Raw genomic sequence first — 19373 nt, 5'->3', positions numbered from 1 at the left:
CAACATGAAGTGGCTCGATCGCATCACCGAGAATCAAAGTCGTAGTCTTGCGCAACGCACGACGCGACGCAGTTTCTTTGCGCGCATTGCCGGCGCCGTTGCCGGCGGCGCGGTACTGCCGTTGCTGCCGGTTGCGCGCGGCGCCGAGGCGGTCGCCGATCCCGGTGACCCGACGCAATGCGACTACTGGCGCTATTGCGCCATCGATGGATTCCTGTGCAGCTGTTGCGGCGGCACCAAGACTTCCTGCCCGCCGGGCACCGAGATGTCGCCCATCACCTGGATCGGCACCTGCGAGAATCCGGGCGACGGCAAGAGCTATATCATTTCCTACAACGACTGCTGCGGAAAGTCTTCCTGCGGCAACTGCCTGTGCAATCGCAATGAGCGCGATCGGCCCATTTATCGGCCGCAGACGGCGAATGACATCAACTGGTGCCTGGGCACCAGCAGCGTCACCTACCATTGCACCGTGGCCGCGGTCATCGGCACGGCGCTGGAGGCACAATGATGCGAACGCGTCTGGCGTTGATACTGCCACTGGCGCTGCTCGCGTGCGCAGTGCGCGCTGAAGACAACGCACAACGCCAGCAGGCCTTCGCCACCTGCGCCATCTGCCACATGGCCGACGGCAAGGGCATACCGTTTGCGTTCCCGGCCATCCGCGATCGCACGGCGCAGATTGCCCTGCTGGATGGTGGCCGCGCCTATCTGCTGCAGGTGGTCGTTGCCGGCTTGAGCGGTCCACTGAAGGCGGCTGACGCGAGCTTCAACGGCATCATGCCTCCGCAGGGCAGCGTGCTCGACGATGCGCAACTCGCCGCCGCGCTCAATCACGCAATTTTCGATCTCAACGATTGCGCACCCGATTGCGGCAAGGCCATTGCCGCGGTGGCGCCCGTGACGGCCGAGGAAATTGCTGCAACGAAGGCGATCCAACCGGCCACGACCGCGGCAGGCAATGCGTCGCTGCGCGCCAAACTCGCCAAGCAGCACGGCGACAAATGGCCGAAATAGCGCGGATCGTCGCGACCGTTTCCCTGCTCCTCGGTCTTGCTTGCGCGGCGCGCGCCGACGAGCAGCGCGCGCACTTCAATTACATGATGCAATGCCAGGGGTGCCATCTGCCCGACGCCAGCGGGGTCACGGGCAAAGTCCCGCAGCTGCGCGATGTGGTGGGCCAGTTCCTGCATTCCGCGGAGGGTCGCGCATTCGTGATCCAGGTGCCGGGTGTGGCAGGTACGCCGCTCGATGATGCGCAGCTGGCGGAGTTGATCAACTGGCTGTTGCGGCGCTTCAGCGCCGCGCAATTGCCTTCGGATTTCGTGCCCTATACGGCATCTGAAGTCGCGCGCTTGCGCGCCCATCCTGATCCCGACCCCGAGAAGCATCGTGAGCAATTACTGCGGGACATCGCAGTCGCCGTGGGTCGTCCTCCGCCCGCCACCGCGCACGAGATCGCGCCACGCGGCTAGCTGCGCGACAGGTATTCCTGCACCGAGGCGAAACCGGTTTCCTTCGCAGCGAACAGGCTCTCGAGATGTTCGCGGCTGTTGACCAGGCCCTTGGCGCGCAAAATGCCTTGATCGTCGATCAGTACGGCATAGGGCAGCTTGCTCACCTGGTAGGCGAGACCAAGCGCCGTGGACACGACGTAGCGAAACTCGCCGAGCCCCGAGTCGGCAACGAAGGCGCGCTGCGCGGAAATTTCACCATCGCTCGCGAGGATGACGCGCAGCCACGATTGCTCCGCCTTGCGGCTTGACTGCAGCACCGGCAGCAGGCTCTTGCAGACCGGACAGGTCGGCGACAGAAAAAACAACAGGCTGCTTAGGCCGGCATCATTCGCGCCGCCTATGGCTACAGAACCGCCATCGAGGTCGGTGGCCTCGAGCACCGGCGCCTGCTCTCCCACCTTGGGTCCGCCAGCGAGCATCAATGCGCCGGCTGGTGCCACGCGCTCGTGCAACACTCCGATCTGCCGCGTGAGTGCCAGCACGACCAGAGCCAGTACCACCACCAGCACCCACAGGAGTATGTTGGATATCAGCAGTGCGTCAGCCACGGGCCTGTGCTCCGCCGAGCCGGCTGTGATTGGCAGCCAGTTGGTTGCTGCTCGCATAGAGCAAAAGCAGCGTGCAGCAGGAAACCAGCAAGGTCACGGCGTCGAGCCAGGTCAGCGCCCGGCCTGACGACGGCTGCGATGCGAGCAGGGCGAAGCCGATCAGCAGTGCATTTCGCACGAGCAACCAGTGGCTCAGCGTCTGGCGCATCGCAGGGCCTGCACAACCGCAGTCGATATCCCTTCGACCGCGCGCGAGATTCACGGCAATCGCCAATGTGTACAGCGCGAGCAGTGCCAGCGCGAGACCCATGGCGAGCGTGTTGCCAATGGCGATGCCGATCGTTGCCGTCGCTTCGCAGGCGATGATTGCAGCGGTCGCCGCAGGCACGAGGCGTTGCGGCAAAAGGTGATAGCCGTTCAGGCTCGCGGCAAACGCCGCTGGTGCGCGCAACTTGTGCCAGCAGGCGAGAGCGAAGAGCGCGGCGAGTGTCGCTCGCGCAAGCAGGGGCAGCAGCGGGTCGGTCGTCATCATGCGCCGGAGTCCGTATCGTCGATGACCGTATTCTCCAACAAGCCAATTTCCGCCACTTCGATTTGCACACGGTCGCCGGACTGCAGATAGACCGGCGGGTCGAGGCGGGCGCCGGCGCCGCTCGGCGTGCCGGTCAGGATGATATCACCCGGCAGTAATGCCATGAATGTCGATACGTATTCGATCAGATAATCGAATGGAAAAATAAGGCGCGCCGTGCTGTCATCCTGGCGCAGCTCGCCATTGACCCGGGTCGTGAGGCGCAGATTGTCGAAGCGCGGGAATTCGTCTGTCGTGACGAGCCACGGGCCGAGCGAGCCCGAACGGTCGAAGTTCTTGCCCTGCGTGACATTGAACTTGCCATGCCGCATCCAGTCGCGCACGGAGCCATCATTCGCCAGCGTAAGCCCCGCGATGTGGTCGCAGGCAGCCTGACGCGCAATGCGCCGGCCTCCGCGACCGATTACGAGGGCGATTTCACCCTCGTAGTCGAATTGTTCCGATTCGCGTGGCCGTTGCAATGCTGCACCGTGGCCAACCATGGATGCCGTGGAGCGGAAGAAAATGCTCGGAAAACGGGGCCGACCGGATTGGTCCCGGTACTCTTCATTGCGATCCGCGTAATTGACGCCCACGCAGATGATGCGCGGCGGCGCGACAACAGGCGGCAGCAATTGGATTTCTTCCTGGCGCAGATCCGCCGATGCAGTTGCCGCAAGACCTGCCAGGTCGTCGAAGCCCTCGGACAGCAAATCGGCGAGAACACGGAGCTTTGGCCGGTGTCGCGGCACGTCGATGACGCCATTGTTTGCGACGATGCCAAAGCTGGCCGCGCCGTTGGCGCAAAAACTCGCGATTCGCACCGGTCAGGCGCCCAGCAATCCGGCGCGTTCGAGCACGGCGTCGAGCCGCTTTTCGAGTTCTGCGGTCGCCGGCATCATCGGCAGGCGATGCTCGTTGCGCTCGAGCAAACCGAGCCGTCGCATCATGTACTTGATGGGTATCGGGTTGGTATCGAAAAAAACCGCCTGATTGATCTCCAGCAGTTGCTGGTGCAGCTGCCGGGCTGCAGCAAGGTCGTTGCGCCACACCGCCTCGCACATGGCCACGAGCGATTGCGGCTGCAGATTGCCAACGGCGTTCATCAGGCCGCAGGCGCCGACTGCCAGCATCGGAAAACTGAGTTCTTCGAGACCAACGAAAATGCGAAAGTCCGCGCCAAGTGCAGCAAGGCACTCGCTCACGAAACCGAGATCGTTCACGGCGTGTTTCATGCCGATGAATCCGGGACTACGCCTCTTGATCTCAACCAGCGTATCGATGGTCACGCTGACCGCTGCCCGTCCGGGAATGTGGTAGATCATCCACGGCAGGTCATGCTCGTCGGCCAGTGCCAAATAATATTCGACAAGCCCGCGCTGCGGTGGCCTCAGGTAATAGGGCGTGACGATCAGCAGCGCATCGACGCCCGCCGCGACAGCATGTCGCGTCAGCCGCTGGGTCTCGGCAAGTGATTGCGAACCGGTGGCGGCGATGACCGGGATCCTGCCGCGGGCGGTGGCAACGGCCTGTGTGATGAGTGCGTTGCGCTCCTCGACATCGAGCGTCGAGGGTTCCGCCGTCGTGCCGTTGACCAGGACGCCATGCGAACCGCGCGCAACCTGAACTTCCACCAGCTTCGCATAGGCCTCGAGATCGACCCGACCGTCGCGAAAAGGCGTGATCAGGGGCGGACAGGAGCCGCGCAGCCGCGTTATCGATTTCATGTTGAAACCCGTGTTGAGGACGTTGACCGCTTCCAGGTGAGGTCCATATACTTAACGAGTTAACTAACTGCGTCAAGCCGAGCCCATGCCGCATTTCATCGTCGAATACTCCGCCAATATCCACAACGAGATGAAGCTCGATGAGCTACTGCAGCAACTGCACCGCGCGGCCCTCAGTACAGGCATATTCGCGCTGGCGGCCATACGCGTACGGGCGAAGAAGCGCGACCACTACATCGTCGCCGACGGTGATCCGCGAAACGCCTTCGTACATGTCGATGCGCATATCGGCCAGGGGCGCTCGACGGAGTTGCGCCAGCAGGTGGGTCGGCAGTTGTTCGCTGCAATCTGCGATCATCTTTCAGCTGCATGCGGCGATCGTCCTCTTGCAATCTCCTTCGAGTTGCACGAGATAGACTCCGATTTCAGCCTCAGGCGCAATAACCTGCACGAGCGGCTGGCTGCGAAGAAAACCGGCGACGATGGCCCGAATCCGAAGTTTCAATGATTCGCTCCCCATGCTGTTGTTGCGCGCCCGCGAAACAGCCATGGACTACTTCCGTCCGAGCCTGTATCGCCACGGCCTCACCGAACAGCAGTGGCGTGTGCTCAGGGCACTGAACGAGTCGCGCTCGATGACCGCTGCGCAACTCGCCGCGAGCTGTCTGATCCTGCCACCCAGCATGACCCGGATCCTGCGGGCGATGACTGCAGCCAAGCTCATTCGCTCGCGCAAGCAGGGCGATCAGCGCCAGCGGCATGTCAGCCTGAGCGAGCGTGGTCGCAAGCTCCTCGCCTGCATCGGGCCCGAGAGCGAACGCCAGTACCAGTTGATGCGCGACCGTCTGCCGCCAGAGCATCTGCACTCGCTCTATGCCTTGCTGAAGGAGTTCGTTGCCTTGGGCGCGCCCACGGCCAACCATCGCGACAGCCGGCGCAGATCGCGCCCCGGAGCCCAGCCCTGATGAGCGAACGACACGAGGCGAACCTGGACCGCGCAGCAGCCTATCTGCAGCGCTACGAATCCGCAGCCGTCAGGCATTTCATCAATGGCGCGCATCGCGACAGCGCGAATGCCGCCGTGTTCGACAATACCTCGCCCGTCGACGGGCGATTGCTGGCGAAGGTCGCCCAAGCGGAGGCCATCGATGTCGACCTGGCTGCCCGCGCGGCCGATGACGCATTCGCTGCGTGGCGCGCCTGGTCCGGCGAGCGCCGCCGCGCGCTCCTGCACAAGATTGCTGACCGGATCGAGGAGCGGGCCGAGGAGATTGCGATCGTCGAGTCGATGGATACGGGGCAGGCACTGCGCTTCATGAGCAAGGCAGCAGCGCGCGGTGCCGAGAACTTTCGTTTCTTTGCCGACCGGGCACCGCTTGCCAATGCCGGTGAGTCGCATCCCGCTGCCGAGCATCTCAACTATTCGCTGCGCCAGCCAATCGGCCCCGTGGGTGTGATCACGCCATGGAATACCCCGTTCATGCTCTCGACGTGGAAGATCGCGCCGGCACTGGCGGCCGGTTGCACGGTGGTGCACAAGCCCGCCGAGTGGAGCCCGCTCACCGCATTGTTGCTCGCGGAAATCTGTCACGATTGCGGTCTGCCGGCCGGCGTGCTCAATACCGTACAGGGCATCGGCGAGGGCGCCGGCAAGGCCGTGACCGAGCACCCCTTGATCAAGGCGGTTGCATTCGTCGGTGAATCATCGACCGGCAGTCACATCATGGCGCAGGGTGCAGCTACGCTCAAGCGAGTGCATTTCGAATTGGGCGGCAAGAATCCGGTCATCGTTTTTGCCGACGCCGACCTCGATCGCGCACTCGATGCGGTCATCTTCATGATCTACAGCCTCAATGGCGAGCGCTGCACGTCCTCGAGCCGGGTGCTCATCGAAAAAACCATCTACCCGCAATTCACGGCGCGGTTGGCCGAGCGCGTGCGCAGGCTCCGCGTGGGACATCCGCTCGATCCTGCCACCGAAATCGGACCGTTGATACATCCGCGCCATCTGGCCAAGGTCCTGGGTTACGCCGACCTGGCGCGTGCCGAAGGCGCCAGGGTCCTCGTCGGGGGTGCACGCCATTACCCGCAAGCGGGTGGCAATTTCGTACAACCAACCCTGTTCGTCGATGCCAACAACTCCATGCGCATCGCGCAGGAGGAGATTTTTGGCCCGGTGCTCACGGCGATACCGTTTGCGGATGAGAACGATGCGCTTCGCATCGCGAACGATACGCGCTATGGCCTTGCCGCTTACCTGTGGACCCGGGACGTCGGACGATCGCTGCGCATTGCGCAGGCGCTGGATGCGGGCATGGTGTGGGTCAATTCCGAGAACAACCGTCACTTGCCAACACCTTTCGGTGGCATGAAGGCGAGCGGCATCGGTCGCGATGGCGGGGACTATAGTTTCGAGTTCTACATGGAGACCAAGAACGTCTGTATCGCCCTGGGTACGCACCAGATACCAACTCTTGGCAAGACAGGCTGATGAGTCTGTACCAGGTTCAGAAACTCCTGTATCAGCTCAATCGCGACCCGCAGGTCCGTCAGCGCTTCGCGGTTGATCGCGATGCAATGCTCGATGACTACGAGTTCGACAAGGACGAGCGACAGGCCATCGAGAACGGCGATATCGGCCTCCTCTATGTCATGGGCGTGAACGGTCAGATCCTCATGCACTATGCGGCGCTCCTGGGCATGACCTGGGACAGCTACATTCGGGCAATGCGCGAGGGCATCGCGCAACACGGTCCCGTGCGCGCAGGCCTTTATGCCATGACTGACGGCAAGGGGGCGGTGTAGTGCCGTTGGTGTTCGCCGCTGCGGTCAGCCATGCGCCGGGCATCACCGGCCGTGCTGAACGTGCCGATCCGCAGTTGCGCGACTCGTTCTACGCCAGCCTGGCCCAATTGCGGGACCGCCTCGATCAATCGCGGCCCGATGCACTCGTGGTCATTGCGGCAGAACACTTCGCCAATTTCTTCATGAACAACATGCCGGCGTACTGCGTCGGCATGGCAGATCACTATGAAGGTCCCATCGAGGATGAAGCCTGGCTCGGAATCAAGCGGCGCCGCGTGCCTGGCGATGCGGCCTTGTCGGAGCGCCTGATCGGGCGGTTGCTGCATGAAGTCGATGTTGCCTATGCGCAGGAGTGGCGCTTCGATCACGGCATCATGGTGCCCTTGCACTTTCTGACGCCGAATTACGATCTGCCGGTCATTCCAACGAACATCAACTGCCAGGGTCCGCCGTTGACGCCACTGCATCGTGCCTACGCTTTCGGCGCGGCGCTGCGGCGTGCGGCCGATGCAATGCCGCAGCGGCTGGCTGTACTGGCAACCGGCGGCATCTCCCATTGGCCGGCGACCCCCGATTCGGGAAAGATCAACGAAGCCTGGGATCGGCAATTTCTCGAGCGCTGGCTGTGCAACGATCGTGAGGCACTCGTTGGGTACACCGATGCCGAGACCTATCGAGATGGCGGGCAGGGTGGCTTCGAGATCAGGACGTTCGTTGCATTGGCTGGTGCCGCGCGACACAGCGGCGGGGAGCTCTTGTTCTACGCGCCGATTCCGATATTCGCAGTGGGCTGCACCGCTGCCATCCTGCACGCCGCATGAGCGAGTCCATGGAGCAATTGACACGATTTCTGCACGACAATTTCGCACCCTGGGTCATCGACCTTGGCTTGCACGTAACCGGCTCGGATGCCGGCTCCGTTCAAATGCGCCTGCCGGCTGCGCCGCGACTGGACCGGGTCGGTCAGGTGTTGTGCGGCCAGGCATTGGCGGCCGCCGCGGATACGGCGATGGTCCTGGCGGTCGTCGCCGCGCGCGGCGCAGGCATCACACCGGGTACAGTGGACCTCGCGACGAGTTTCATCCGCCCCGCAATCGGCTGCGACGTGCTGATCAGGGCCGAGGTGCTGCAGGCAGGGCGCACGCTCGCATTCTGCCGTGCCGAACTCACCTCGAGTGGCACCGGCAAATTGCTGGCATCCGCGACAGCGACCTATGTGCTAGGCGCGGCGCCCGGGAGTGCCTGATCATCGCCCATCGTGAGCTCAGTGGGGAGGAAATTCGCCGGTTCCGGGAGGACGGCGTCGTGCACGTGGCGGGCGCCTGCGATGAGCAGCATCTGCAGTCGATCGACCGGGTCGTGCAGCGGCAGCTCGCCGCGCCAAGCCGTTGGGCCAATGACGGCAATCCCGGCGCGCGCCATGACCGCCTGTTCACCGATCGCTACCTTTGGCGCGCTGACGAAGATGTTCAAAACTTTGTCTTCAATTCGGCCTGTGCTCAACTTGCGGGTCAGGCCATGGGCTCGGACGCCGTCCGTTTCTATTTCGATCATTTGCTGATCAAGGAACCGGGCACGAAGGCCGTGACGCCCTGGCATCAGGATCTGCCGTATTGGCCCTTCTCGGGCCGGCAGGTCTGTTCGGTGTGGGTTGCGCTCACCGATGCGAGCATTGCCGGCAGCGCGATGGAGTTCGTGCGCGGCTCGCATCGCACCGGCAAGGTCTACATGCCACGGCAATTCGGCGAGCGCAAGAACCACCCGGCGGCCTGGACGCTCGCTGGCCAGGGGGAACCGGTGCCTGACATCGAGGGCGATCGCGCATCCTACGACATCGTTGGCTGGGACATGCGACGCGGCGATGCGGTGATTTTTTCCGCGTGGATATTGCACAGTGCCCGTGGCAACAGCAGCGCCGATCGGCGCCGCGCCGCGATCTCGACACGCTGGCTTGGCGACGACGCGCGCTGGATGCCGCATCCCGGCGCCGATCCGACGGTCACGAACGAACAGGTGAGACTCGCCCCGGGCGCTGCACCGGCCGACGATGACTATTTCCCTTGCGTTTGGCGCCGCGATGACTGAGTCCATTGCGCAATTCGATTTGCGCCACCCTCCGGCTGGCTTTCACGACGATCCCTATCCCTGGTATCGCCAGCTGCGCGAATCAAGGCCCGTGCATCTGTCGCCTGACGGCTCCTATCTGCTCACGCGCTACGCCGACTGCGCGCAGGTTTACCGCGAGAGCGCCGCAAGCTCCGACAAGAAGAAGCTGTTCAAACCATTGTTTGGCGATGGATTGCTCTATGAACATCATACCTCGAGCCTGGTGTTCTGTGATCCGCCCTACCACACGCGTGTCCGAGCGCTGCTGGCGGATGCACTGAAGCCTGCGGCAGTGCGCGCCATGGCAGACTCATTGCGCCACCTGGTCAACGCGCTGCTCGATGACATTGCCGCGCGGGGCGAGCCGGTCATCGATTTTGTCACGCAATACGCAGGTGCAATTCCGCTCGCGATCATCGGCGATCTGTTGACGGTGCCGCTCGATGAGCGCGCGCCGTTGCGCAACTGGTCGATGTGCATCCTCGGTGCGCTCGAGTTCGACCTCGGTCCGGGTGGCCGCTCCGCCGGGGAACGCGCAGTGAGCGAATTCATTGACTATCTACGCTCGCTCGTGAGCCGGCGAAAGGTCGTGGGCGCGCCTCGGGACGGCGACCTGCTCGGCAGTCTGCTTGCGAGCCATGCTCGTGGTGATCTCAGCGAGAAAGAGCTCCTGCACAACTGCATATTCCTTTTGAATGCCGGCCACGAGACGACTGGGCATCTGCTCGCGAACGGTGTCTACGAACTGCTGATCCGTCCCGGGCAATTGCAGCAGTTGCGGACCGAGCCCTCGCTCATGAAGTCAGCTATCGAGGAAATACTGCGTTTTCAAAGTCCCAATCAGCTCGGGAATCGGGAACTTACTTCGGACGTCGACGTCGGCGGCGCAAGATTACCGCGAGGCGCCCAGGTAACGCTGGTGATTGGCGCCGCGAACCGCGATCCGCTGAGATTCCACGACCCGGAATCGTTCGATATCCGCCGGGACCCCAATCCGCACCTGGCATTTGCCACTGGTCCGCACATGTGCCTTGGCATGGCGCTCGCGCGACTGGAAGCCCAGATTGCGCTCAGCGTGCTCCTTACGCGCTGCCCGGAATTGCGCCATGCGGGTCCCCCGCTGCGCGCGCCGCGCGCGCGATTTCGCGGCGTACAGGGGATGCCGGTTCATGTTGGACGAGTCAGGCCCGCGGCTTGAGAATCGCGCCAGGGTCGTTGTTGCACAAAAGCCACTATGTGCGCTCAAGTACAATTACTCTGCATTTTCCGCCTAGAATAACGTCGCTGCCGAGCCGAAAATTACCAAAACAACCTGTAGCACCGAACCCACGGTCGGAGGGAGATCCATGAAAGCCAAGTCACCAGGCATAGCACTCATACTGGCCCTTGCCGTTCTGCCCGTTGCGGTGCAAGCACAGCAAGCCACCGGTGGACTCGAGGAAGTGGTCGTCACCGCCCAAAAGCGCGAACAGCGCCTGCAGGACGTCGGCATTGCTGTTACTGCATTCACGGGCAACGAAATCCATGAACTCGGCTTTACCAATACCACCGATGTCGTCGCCATGACGCCCGGGCTCAACTACACCGTACCCAATGGTGAATCGAGTCAGATCAATTTCTTCCTTCGCGGCGTGGGCCTCAACGATTTCGCCGACGCCAACGAAAATCCGGTCGCTGTCTACGTTGACGAAGTGTACCGGCCCGCCATGGGTGGTTTGAGTTTTCAATTGTTCGACATGGAACGGGTCGAAGTCCTGCGCGGTCCGCAAGGAACCTTGTTCGGTCGCAACACCACCGGCGGACTGGTGCATTTCATCAGCAAGCGGCCATCACAGGAATTCGATGGCTATGTAAACGTGACCGGCGGGCAGTACGGACAGATCAAGCTCGAAGCGGCCGTCGGCGGCGCACTGACCGATGGCGTCTCCGGTCGCCTGTCAGTCGCGACCAACAAGAACGACGGCTGGACGAAGAACCGTGTGCCCGGAGCACCCGATTACAACGAGACAGACGCCATTGCCGCGCGCGGACAGCTGCTGTTCGAGAAGTCCGAGAATTTCGATGCGCTGGTCAGCGCCTATTATTCGAACAATGACGCGACGGTCGGTGCATGGCAGCATCAGTCGACGGATATCGTCAATGGCGAAAGTGTCGCGCTCGGCCCCACCCAGCAAGGCGTTGGCGTCGACTGCAATCTGGATGGCACGGTCGACGCGACGGATCGCCCGCCGGGCACCGACTGCTTCGGCTATGTCGATACGGATGGCGATCCCTACTCGGGTGAGTTCGACCGCAACGGCAAGGTGAAGGTCAAGACCAACGGCTTGTCGCTCAACATGAACTGGAAGCTGGGCGATTCCACGCTGACCTCCATTTCGGCCTACCAGAATGTCGACCGCCTGCAGTCCGAAGACACCGACGCGGGTCCTTTCCCGCTGTTGCTGCCGACCTTTCAGGCCGAGACGGATACCTTCACCCAGGAACTGCGTCTTGCGGGCGGTAGCGAGAGTCTCAACTGGCTGGCGGGCCTTTACTACTTCGACAACAAGGTCAAAGGCCACTACACGCTGGATCTGACCAACCTCGGGTTCGTTTTTTTCGATGCCAACTACACCCAGAAGTCGGATTCGATCGCGGCGTTCGGGCAGGTCGAATATCAGCTGGCCGACGCCTGGAAATTCATCGCCGGTGCGCGCTACGCGCATGACACCAAAGACCTCAATTACCTCAACCGTGACACATCAGGCTTCTTCGTCAATGTCATTGGCCTGCCGACCGATGTCGCATTCGACTTCAGTCCCGCTACGGTAGGAGACCTGGCCAAGCACAGCGATGATTCCGTGAGCGGCAAGATCGAGCTCGACTACAAGCCGCACAACGACCTGTTGCTCTACGGTTCGATCTCGCGCGGCACGAAGTCAGCCGGCTTCAATGTCGGCTTCCTCGACGAGACGTTCCTGTTCGCAAGCAACACGGTCGCGACCATACCCTATGGCGAGGAAACACTGACCAGCTACGAACTGGGATTCAAGTCGACCTTCGCCGGCGGTACGACGCGATTCAACGGTGCCGCCTACTACTATGACTACAAGGACTTCCAGACTTTCCGCTTCGAGTTGCTCAACCAGGTCATCTTCAATACCGATGCGAAGGTCTCGGGAGTCGATCTCGAACTGCAATCCTCGCCGAGCGAGCACTGGGATCTGTCCCTGGGCCTCAGCCTGCTCGATGCGAAGGCGAAGGACATTCCAAGTCCGGCGGGTGTGTTGCGCGAACGCCGGATGGTGGCCTCGCCGGAAGTGTCGGCCAACGCGCTGGTGCGTTACAACTGGCCGGTGGGCACGGGACGCATGTCCGTCCAGGCCTGGGCCAATTACCAGAGTGCGCAATATTTCGACATCCAGAACGTGCCGGTGTCCCGCCAGGGAGCCTATGCCATCGGCAATCTTCGCCTCGGCTATACCGCCGCGGATGATCGCTGGGAGGCTGCGGCTTTCGTGCATAACGTCACCGACAAGGCGCACCTCAGCTACACCTTCGATTTCACGGCGAGTTTCGGTTTCAACCAGCAGGCGTATGCGCAGCCACGCTGGGCCGGTGTCGAACTACGCTATAACTTCAGGTAGCCGCAGCGATGTCCTCGCGTAGCCTGGCAGGCAAGGTCGCCCTGGTCACTGGCGGTGGGCAGGGTATCGGTCGTGGCATTGCCGAAGTCTTTGCGGCTGACGGCGCCAGCGTCCTCATCGCGACGCGTACCGCCAAACACGGCGAAGATGTATTGCGCAGGATCCGGGCAGCCGGAGGCAAGGCGGCGCTTGCCACGGTGGATATCGGCGATGAACCATCCGCTGCCGAGGTCGTCGAGCAAACGATGAGTGAATTCGGCCGCATCGACATCATGGTGCACAACGCCGCGTCATTCCTGGGCGGCCCGGTCGAGTCGTTCTCGGAAGGTGACCTTGAAACCGTGCTCTCGGTCAATCTCAAGGCAGGGTTTCGCCTGAGCAGAGCCTGCATACCGCACATGCGTCGGCAGGGCGGTGGCCGCATCCTGTTCACCTCGTCGGTGACCGGGCCGCGCGTTGCAATGCCTGGTACTGCCTATTACGCCGCGTCGAAAGGCGGCGTCAACGCGCTTATCCGCACGCTCGCCCTGGAACTTGCGCGCGACAAGATCACGGTCAATGGCATTGAACCTGGATACATCCGCACTGCCGCCATGGAACTGTTGGCCGACGAAGCCGGTATGCAACAGATGGCGCGATATATTCCGCTCGGGTACATGGGCATGCCGGAAGACATTGCTTATGCGATGCGGTTCCTGGCGAGTGACGAGTCGCGTTACATCACCGGTCAGACGATCTGCATTGACGGCGGTTCAACCTTGCCCGAGAGTCCCGTGTTCATGGAAGAGCTCGATGGCGTCAAGCAACTGGCAGGTTCCAGTTGATCTCTCCTGGCGTACTGGTTTTTCGGCCTGACCATGGTGTGGCATGACAGCCGAGTCGCTGCTTGAACGACGTTATCGCGTGCTCGGGCGCAACTCGCCGCTGTTCTATGATCGCCCGTTGCATCTGGTGCGTGGCGAAGGCGTGTGGCTGTGGGACGCCGAGGGCAACCGCTACCTCGATGCGTACAACAATGTTCCGCATGTCGGCCATAGTCACCCGCATGTCGTCGAGGCCATGGCGCGCCAGGCAGCCCTGCTCAACATCCACACGCGTTACCTGCATGAGGGCGTCGTCTCCTACGCCGAGCGCCTGACCCGCACCTTCGATCCGGACCTTTCGATGTTGATGCTGACCTGCAGCGGCAGCGAAGCCAATGAACTGGCGCTGCGCATTGCCAATGTGACAACCGGCGGCAAAGGCGTGATCTGCACGAATTGCTCGTACCACGGCAATACCGTTGCAGTGGCGCAGATCAGCACGATGTTCACGCCGCCGGAAGGATTTGGCCCCCATATACGTGCGGTTGATCCACCGGACAGCTATCGCGGCATCGACGGCCTGACCGGACAAGCGCTCGAGGATGCCTATGTGGCGCGGATCGAAGGCGCAATCGAGTCACTGAATGCACAGGGCATCCGGCTTGCGGCGATGTTGATCTGCACCATGTATTCAAGCGAGGGCCTGCCCATCGTACCCGCCGGATTCATGCCGCGGGCTGTTGCTGCCGTGCACAAGGCGGGCGGTCTGTTCATCGCAGACGAAGTGCAGGGCGGTTTCGGTCGCACCGGTCAGCATATGTGGGGTCATCAGCGCTTCGGCGTTACGCCGGATCTGGTCACGCTCGGCAAGCCAATGGGCAATGGCCATCCTGTTGCCGGTGTCGTCGGGCGGGCCGATCTGGTGCAGGGGTTCCGCGATCGTGTCATGTATTTCAATACCTTCGCCGGCAACCCGGTCTCCTGCGCTGCGGCCAATGCGGTGCTCGATGTGCTCGAATCCGAGCAGCTGCAGGCCAACGCGGTCGCGATCGGCAGCTACCTGGCCGGCGGATTGCGCGAGCTCGCAACCAGGCACGAGGCGATCGGCGACGTGCGCTCGCTCGGTATGTTCTTCGCGGTCGATCTGGTGGATGACCGCGAGCGCAAGACGCCCGCGAGTGCACTTGCGAAGCGCGTGATCAACGGCATGTGCGAGCGCGGAGTGCTCATCAGCCGCATCGGTCCGCACGATAACGTGCTCAAGATCAGACCGCCCATGCCATTCGGCCGGGCACATGCCGACCAGTTGCTGGCGACACTCGATGAGGTGCTGGCGGCTGGCTAGCCAGTGCCCGCTCGACTAATCCATGCACGAATTCTACTCACTCGATCCGCAAGCGCAGGCAGAACGCCTGGCTGGCCTGGTTGCCAAGGCGTTGCAGAAGTGGCAACTGACTCCGGCATCCTTGAGTCTCATCAAGTTTCGTGAGAATGCGGTTTTTTGCGCGACGCTCGCGAACGGAACTCGCTACGCAGTGCGCGTGCATCGCCCGGGCTATCACGACGACGACGAATTGCGCTCCGAATTGCAATGGATGCGCGCGCTCGATGAGTACGGTTTTGAAGTGCCGAGGGTCCTGCCCGACCGGTCCGGGGCGCTTTTCAATACAGTGTCCCACCCCGAGGTGCCTGAGGCCCGTCAGGTCGATGTCTTCGATTGGGTCAATGGCCGGCAGCTCGGCAGTGTCGAGGCGAGCAACGACGATGGCACCACGGCAGCCGAGGACCTCGTGCGCGCCTTCAGGATCGCCGGGACACTCGCCGCGAAGCTGCACAATCATGCTAGTCAATGGGTCCTGCCGCCGGGATTCAAGCGCCATGCCTGGGATTGCGATGGCCTGGTCGGCGAACAGCCTTTCTGGGGCAGGTTCTGGGAACTCGAGGCGCTCGATGAGCCGCAGCGAAAGTTGGTGCTCGCGGCCCGGGACCGCCTGCGTGCGGACCTCGCGGTCCTGGATCGTTCGTCCTCGAGCTATGGATTGATCCATGCCGATTTCGCGCCGGAGAATCTCCTCATCGACGGCGATCGCGTGCGGTTGCTCGATTTTGACGACGCGGGTTTCGGATGGCACATGTTCGAGATCGCAACGTCTCTTTTTTTCTATCGCCAGCACCCGTCGTACCGGGCGTTGCAAGACGCATTGATTGCGGGCTATCGCGACGAGCGGGCGCTGGCCACCGGCGCTCTTGCACAGCTACCCATGTTGACGGCCGCCCGGGGCTTCACGTATCTGGGATGGGTCCATACGCGCCGCGAGACCGAGACGGCCCGGGAGCTCACGCCGCAACTCATCGAGATGGCTTGCGATGCGGCGCAGGAATATCTCGGTCAGTAGCCGCTCACCCAGTCAGGCAGAATGACGCCGTTGTCACGCTGGTAATCCTGCCAGAGGGTTTCCAGCTCCTGGACTTTGTCAGGCCTCGAGCCCGCGAGATCGTGTTGTTCGGCGAGATCCTGGTCGAGATCGTAGAGCTGCCAGGCATCGTTGCCCCAGGGCTCCGGCATGTGCAGGATTTTCCACGGACCTTGGCGAACGTAGCGTTTGCCGAGCAATTCGTCGGCCATGACACGCAGGGTGCCGTCCGATGGCTTGCCAGCGAGCGCCGCCAGCACCGACCGACCCGACATGGGCTCATTCCGACCGTCCGAAGGTTGTGCGATGCCGATCATGTCGAGCAGAGTCGGTGCGATATCGCGGACTGCGATGAACTCGTTGCTGATGGCCGCCTGCTGAACCAGCTTCGGATAGCGCACGAAAGCCGCCACGCGCGTGCCGCCCTCCGTGGGAAAGCCCTTGTACATGCGCAGTGCGGGCGAACTCGCGCGCGCCCAGTTCGGACCATATAGAACATAGGAACCCGGCCGCCCCATGTTCTCGAAGCTGAAATCGTGAGTTGTATCGATGGTATGGCGGATTTCCGGAAAGCTCTCGGCGGGCCAGGTTTCATCCAGATCGTGGCCTTCCGGTCCGTTGTCTGACAGGAAAATGATGATCGTGTCATCCAGCCGATCCGTTCGACGCAGGTAATCGATCAGTCGGCCGGTATTCACGTCGAGTTGGTCAACCATGGCCGCGTAGACTTCCATTGCGCGGGCCTCGACTTTCTGCTCTGCGGCGGACAGAGTGTTCCATGGCTTTCCCTTCGGCGCTCGTTGCGCCAGCTGCGCCGATCGGGGAATGAGCCCGAGCGCTTTTTGTCGCGCGAGACGCTTCGCCGCAATCACGTCGTATCCAGCGTCATAGCGGTGCGCATACTTCTGAATCGCTGCATCCGGTGCCTGCAGCGGCCAGTGGGGTGCCGTGAATGCCAGATAGGCGAAGAATGGTTTGTCCGAACCGCGGCCCTCCTCGAGATAGTCGATCAGCCGGTCGACATAGAACTGTGACGAGTAGTGAAAATTCTCCGGGAGCGACTGCAAGGCCACGCCATCCTCGCGATAGCTCGCCTTGACGTCCGGCGAGGGTGCATAGGCTGGTCGCATGTCGGCAAAGTGGCTGGCACCGCCCGCATCGAGCGTGAATGAGCGCATGAAACCCCGGTAAGCCGGGCCGTGTTCCGCCGCGCCCAGATGCCATTTGCCGGTCATGTAGGTCCTGTAACCGGCGTTCTTCAGCAAAGTGGCCAGCGTAACGACGCGATCGTTCAAATACCCCTCGTAGCCGGGTTGTCCCTTCTGGTTGGGCGATAGCTCCTCGAGCATGTTGCCGAGTCCGGCGCGATGACTGTCGACGCCGGTGAGCAGCATGGCGCGGCTCGGCGAGCACATGGAGGCCGTATGCAGATTCGTCAGTCGCAGACCCTGCATGGCAAGCGCATCAAGATTGGGTGTGTCGATTTCACCGCCGAATGCGCCAAGATCCGCATTGCCCATGTCATCAACGACGATGAGCAGCACGTTCGGCCGTCGGGTCTGCGCTGCCGCGGCCGGCTCATCGTGTACGAGCTTGCCGGCAACGACGGTTTTCAGTACCCGCGTGTCGCTGATTTCATCGGCCGGAATCTTGAAAAGATTGCGATCGAGCACGATGAAATCCGCCGCCTTGCCCGGCGTCAGCGAGCCGGTGAGCTCCTCGCTCCTGCCGGCGATCGCGCCATTGATCGTGAAAATGCGAATTGCCTGCGCCAGATCGATGGCCTGTTCCGGCCACTGCCGACCCGGCATCGCGCCGTAGGGATTGCGTCGCGTCACCATGGCTTCGAGACCCGGCCATGGACTCGGATTCGGCGCGACGGCCGGCCAGTCCGAGCCATAGAACACGAGTGCGCCGCTGTCGAGCAGGTTGCGTGTCGGCCAGAATCGACCCGCGCGTTCCGCGCCAATCGCGGCGATGCGCGCCGCATCGGACGGACCGGGATACCAAAGGACCGGGCACATCTCGGCGGCGACGTTCAATGCCTTGAAGCGGGGCAGGTCGGCGTCGCTGATGAGTTCCGCGTGCGATACCTCGTGGATGGCGCGCCCGCCTGGATTGCGCTGGCGTGCAGCCGCAAAGGCGTCCAGTGCCACGCGCGCGGATCGATCGCCCGTCGCATGGATTTTCACCGTCAGCCCCATGCGGTCGAGCTTTATCACGTCCCGGGCAAGTTCGGCAGGCTCGAAATTGAGCGTGCCGCGGTAGTCGTCACCGTGTTTGGCATCGGGAAGATAGGGCTCGAGCAATGCCGAAGTGCGCGCAACGGGAATGCCATCGAGCATGATCTTCGCGCAGTCGGTGCGCAACATCGGCCCGCTGAGCGCGCCGCGCCGCGCGAGCGTTTTCACCTCGGTGGCGCGCGATTTCGACCACGCACTCTTCCAGGCGAGACAAGTATGCGCTCTCGCATTGAGTGCCCCGCTGCGCCCGAGTTCGTGATACGCAGCGAGGTTGTCGTCGGTCGTCATTGCATCCTTGAACGACGTGATGCCCACGGCGAGCATCTGCTCGATTGCCCAGCCTGCTGCCTGTTGGTATTGCCCCGGGCTGTAGGCGGGAAGCTGTCGCTGTGCGCGATAGGCCGCGTCATCGAGCAGGATGCCGGTCGCCGTTTCGGCAACGATGCCGAGTGCCTGCAGGCCGCGGGTATTGACCCAGGCGTTGTGCACCGCCCAGTCCATGAGGAATACGGGATGATCGCCGCTCACCGCGTCCAGCATCTGGCGGGTTGGCGGCGTTGGCGCATCGAGCAGCGAGGTCGGCCATTGGCCGCCGCGCACCCAGGCTCCTGCCGGCGCCTCGGCCGCGCACCGGGCGACTTGCCCGAGAATCAGTTCCAACGTCAATGAGAATGGAAAGCTGCATTCGAACAAAGCCGGTATGGCGGCATCGAGCGGATGCACATGCATGTCATGAATGCCGGGCATGACCATGCGACCGCCGAGATCCACGACCTGCGTGCCAGCAACCCGCAGTTTCGTGACCTCCTCGTTGCTGCCGACAGCGATCAGTTTGCCGCCACTGACGGCCAGTGCCTCGGCCCATGGGCGATTGTCGTCAACGGTGTAGACCGCGCCATTGACGTAGATGGCTTCGGCCGCAGGCGGTGTCCCCGCACCACCATCGCCTGCGATGAGCGCGGCCACCAGCACGATGCCGAGTCGGTTCAGCATCGTGCTGGCAGTTTGCGGCG

At 62.5% G+C, this 19373-nt stretch carries 20 protein-coding genes; 15 read left to right on the top strand and 5 right to left on the bottom strand.

Annotated features, from left to right (window positions below):
• Nucleotides 1-4 precede the first annotated feature (4 nt).
• Genes R3E77_12570 through R3E77_12560 form a run of 3 tightly spaced genes read left to right on the top strand, consistent with a single transcriptional unit; the run spans nucleotide 5 to nucleotide 1475 of the window.
• Nucleotides 5-511 carry a methylamine dehydrogenase light chain gene (locus R3E77_12570; protein ID MEZ5500249.1) on the top strand — a complete coding sequence of 169 codons (507 nt, stop codon included), beginning with the start codon at nucleotides 5-7 and terminating at the stop codon, nucleotides 509-511.
• A complete protein-coding gene (locus R3E77_12565) occupies nucleotides 508-1017 on the top strand; it encodes a hypothetical protein (protein ID MEZ5500248.1) in 510 nt (169 codons plus the stop codon). Before R3E77_12570 ends, R3E77_12565 begins: the two co-directional genes overlap by 4 nt.
• On the top strand, nucleotides 1005-1475 hold the full coding sequence (locus R3E77_12560) for a hypothetical protein (GenBank protein MEZ5500247.1): 471 nt from the start codon (nucleotides 1005-1007) through the stop codon (nucleotides 1473-1475). Before R3E77_12565 ends, R3E77_12560 begins: the two co-directional genes overlap by 13 nt.
• Here R3E77_12560 and mauD read toward each other — a convergent pair.
• Genes mauD through dapA form a run of 4 tightly spaced genes read right to left on the bottom strand, consistent with a single transcriptional unit; the run spans nucleotide 1472 to nucleotide 4363 of the window.
• Nucleotides 1472-2065 carry a methylamine dehydrogenase accessory protein MauD gene (gene mauD, locus R3E77_12555; protein MEZ5500246.1) on the bottom strand — a complete coding sequence of 198 codons (594 nt, stop codon included), beginning with the start codon at nucleotides 2063-2065 and terminating at the stop codon, nucleotides 1472-1474. The two genes, R3E77_12560 and mauD, sit on opposite strands and share 4 nt — an antisense overlap.
• Complete coding sequence (locus R3E77_12550; protein ID MEZ5500245.1) at nucleotides 2058-2597, bottom strand: MauE/DoxX family redox-associated membrane protein; 540 nt, start codon at nucleotides 2595-2597, stop codon at nucleotides 2058-2060. The genes mauD and R3E77_12550 overlap by 8 nt, the downstream gene beginning before the upstream one ends.
• Nucleotides 2594-3460, bottom strand: a complete 867-nt coding sequence (locus R3E77_12545) for a fumarylacetoacetate hydrolase family protein (GenBank protein ID MEZ5500244.1) — start codon at nucleotides 3458-3460, stop codon at nucleotides 2594-2596. The genes R3E77_12550 and R3E77_12545 overlap by 4 nt, the downstream gene beginning before the upstream one ends.
• Before the next feature lie 3 nt (nucleotides 3461-3463).
• Nucleotides 3464-4363 (bottom strand): 4-hydroxy-tetrahydrodipicolinate synthase, encoded by a 900-nt coding sequence (gene dapA / locus R3E77_12540; protein ID MEZ5500243.1) that lies wholly within the window; start codon nucleotides 4361-4363, stop codon nucleotides 3464-3466.
• An 85-nt stretch (nucleotides 4364-4448) separates the two neighbouring features.
• Here dapA and R3E77_12535 point away from each other — a divergent pair, with 85 nt between their 5' ends.
• From R3E77_12535 to R3E77_12480, 12 genes are all read left to right on the top strand, one after another.
• Nucleotides 4449-4871: a 5-carboxymethyl-2-hydroxymuconate Delta-isomerase gene (locus R3E77_12535; protein MEZ5500242.1), complete on the top strand. Its 423-nt coding sequence runs from the start codon at nucleotides 4449-4451 to the stop codon at nucleotides 4869-4871.
• On the top strand, nucleotides 4846-5328 hold the full coding sequence (gene hpaR / locus R3E77_12530; GenBank protein ID MEZ5500241.1) for a homoprotocatechuate degradation operon regulator HpaR: 483 nt from the start codon (nucleotides 4846-4848) through the stop codon (nucleotides 5326-5328). The genes R3E77_12535 and hpaR overlap by 26 nt, the downstream gene beginning before the upstream one ends.
• Nucleotides 5328-6854 carry a 5-carboxymethyl-2-hydroxymuconate semialdehyde dehydrogenase gene (hpaE, locus tag R3E77_12525; protein ID MEZ5500240.1) on the top strand — a complete coding sequence of 509 codons (1527 nt, stop codon included), beginning with the start codon at nucleotides 5328-5330 and terminating at the stop codon, nucleotides 6852-6854. The genes hpaR and hpaE overlap by 1 nt, the downstream gene beginning before the upstream one ends.
• Nucleotides 6854-7168, top strand: coding sequence for a hypothetical protein (locus tag R3E77_12520; protein ID MEZ5500239.1), 315 nt, complete (start codon nucleotides 6854-6856; stop codon nucleotides 7166-7168). Before hpaE ends, R3E77_12520 begins: the two co-directional genes overlap by 1 nt.
• Complete coding sequence (locus R3E77_12515) at nucleotides 7168-7989, top strand: hypothetical protein (protein ID MEZ5500238.1); 822 nt, start codon at nucleotides 7168-7170, stop codon at nucleotides 7987-7989. The genes R3E77_12520 and R3E77_12515 overlap by 1 nt, the downstream gene beginning before the upstream one ends.
• Nucleotides 7986-8414 (top strand): PaaI family thioesterase, encoded by a 429-nt coding sequence (locus R3E77_12510; GenBank protein MEZ5500237.1) that lies wholly within the window; start codon nucleotides 7986-7988, stop codon nucleotides 8412-8414. The genes R3E77_12515 and R3E77_12510 overlap by 4 nt, the downstream gene beginning before the upstream one ends.
• Nucleotides 8318-9253, top strand: a complete 936-nt coding sequence (locus R3E77_12505; protein MEZ5500236.1) for a phytanoyl-CoA dioxygenase family protein — start codon at nucleotides 8318-8320, stop codon at nucleotides 9251-9253. Before R3E77_12510 ends, R3E77_12505 begins: the two co-directional genes overlap by 97 nt.
• Nucleotides 9246-10472: a cytochrome P450 gene (locus R3E77_12500; GenBank protein MEZ5500235.1), complete on the top strand. Its 1227-nt coding sequence runs from the start codon at nucleotides 9246-9248 to the stop codon at nucleotides 10470-10472. The genes R3E77_12505 and R3E77_12500 overlap by 8 nt, the downstream gene beginning before the upstream one ends.
• A 148-nt stretch (nucleotides 10473-10620) precedes the next feature.
• The gene (locus R3E77_12495; GenBank protein MEZ5500234.1) at nucleotides 10621-12900 is read left to right on the top strand and encodes a TonB-dependent receptor; all 2280 of its coding nucleotides are present in this window, start codon (nucleotides 10621-10623) and stop codon (nucleotides 12898-12900) included.
• Nucleotides 12901-12908: 8 nt separating this feature from the next.
• Nucleotides 12909-13724, top strand: coding sequence for an SDR family oxidoreductase (locus R3E77_12490; protein MEZ5500233.1), 816 nt, complete (start codon nucleotides 12909-12911; stop codon nucleotides 13722-13724).
• Between the two features lie 43 nt (nucleotides 13725-13767).
• Complete coding sequence (locus R3E77_12485; GenBank protein ID MEZ5500232.1) at nucleotides 13768-15048, top strand: aminotransferase class III-fold pyridoxal phosphate-dependent enzyme; 1281 nt, start codon at nucleotides 13768-13770, stop codon at nucleotides 15046-15048.
• A 22-nt stretch (nucleotides 15049-15070) separates the two neighbouring features.
• Complete coding sequence (locus tag R3E77_12480) at nucleotides 15071-16099, top strand: phosphotransferase (protein MEZ5500231.1); 1029 nt, start codon at nucleotides 15071-15073, stop codon at nucleotides 16097-16099.
• Here the strand turns inward: R3E77_12480 and R3E77_12475 are convergent.
• On the bottom strand, nucleotides 16093-19353 hold the full coding sequence (locus R3E77_12475) for an amidohydrolase family protein (protein MEZ5500230.1): 3261 nt from the start codon (nucleotides 19351-19353) through the stop codon (nucleotides 16093-16095). The two genes, R3E77_12480 and R3E77_12475, sit on opposite strands and share 7 nt — an antisense overlap.
• Between the last annotated feature and the right edge of the window lie 20 nt (nucleotides 19354-19373).

It is taken from the genome of Steroidobacteraceae bacterium, assembly GCA_041395505.1.
Lineage (GTDB): Bacteria > Pseudomonadota > Gammaproteobacteria > Steroidobacterales > Steroidobacteraceae > JAWLAG01.
This window is presented reverse-complemented; position numbering and strand designations above follow the sequence as displayed.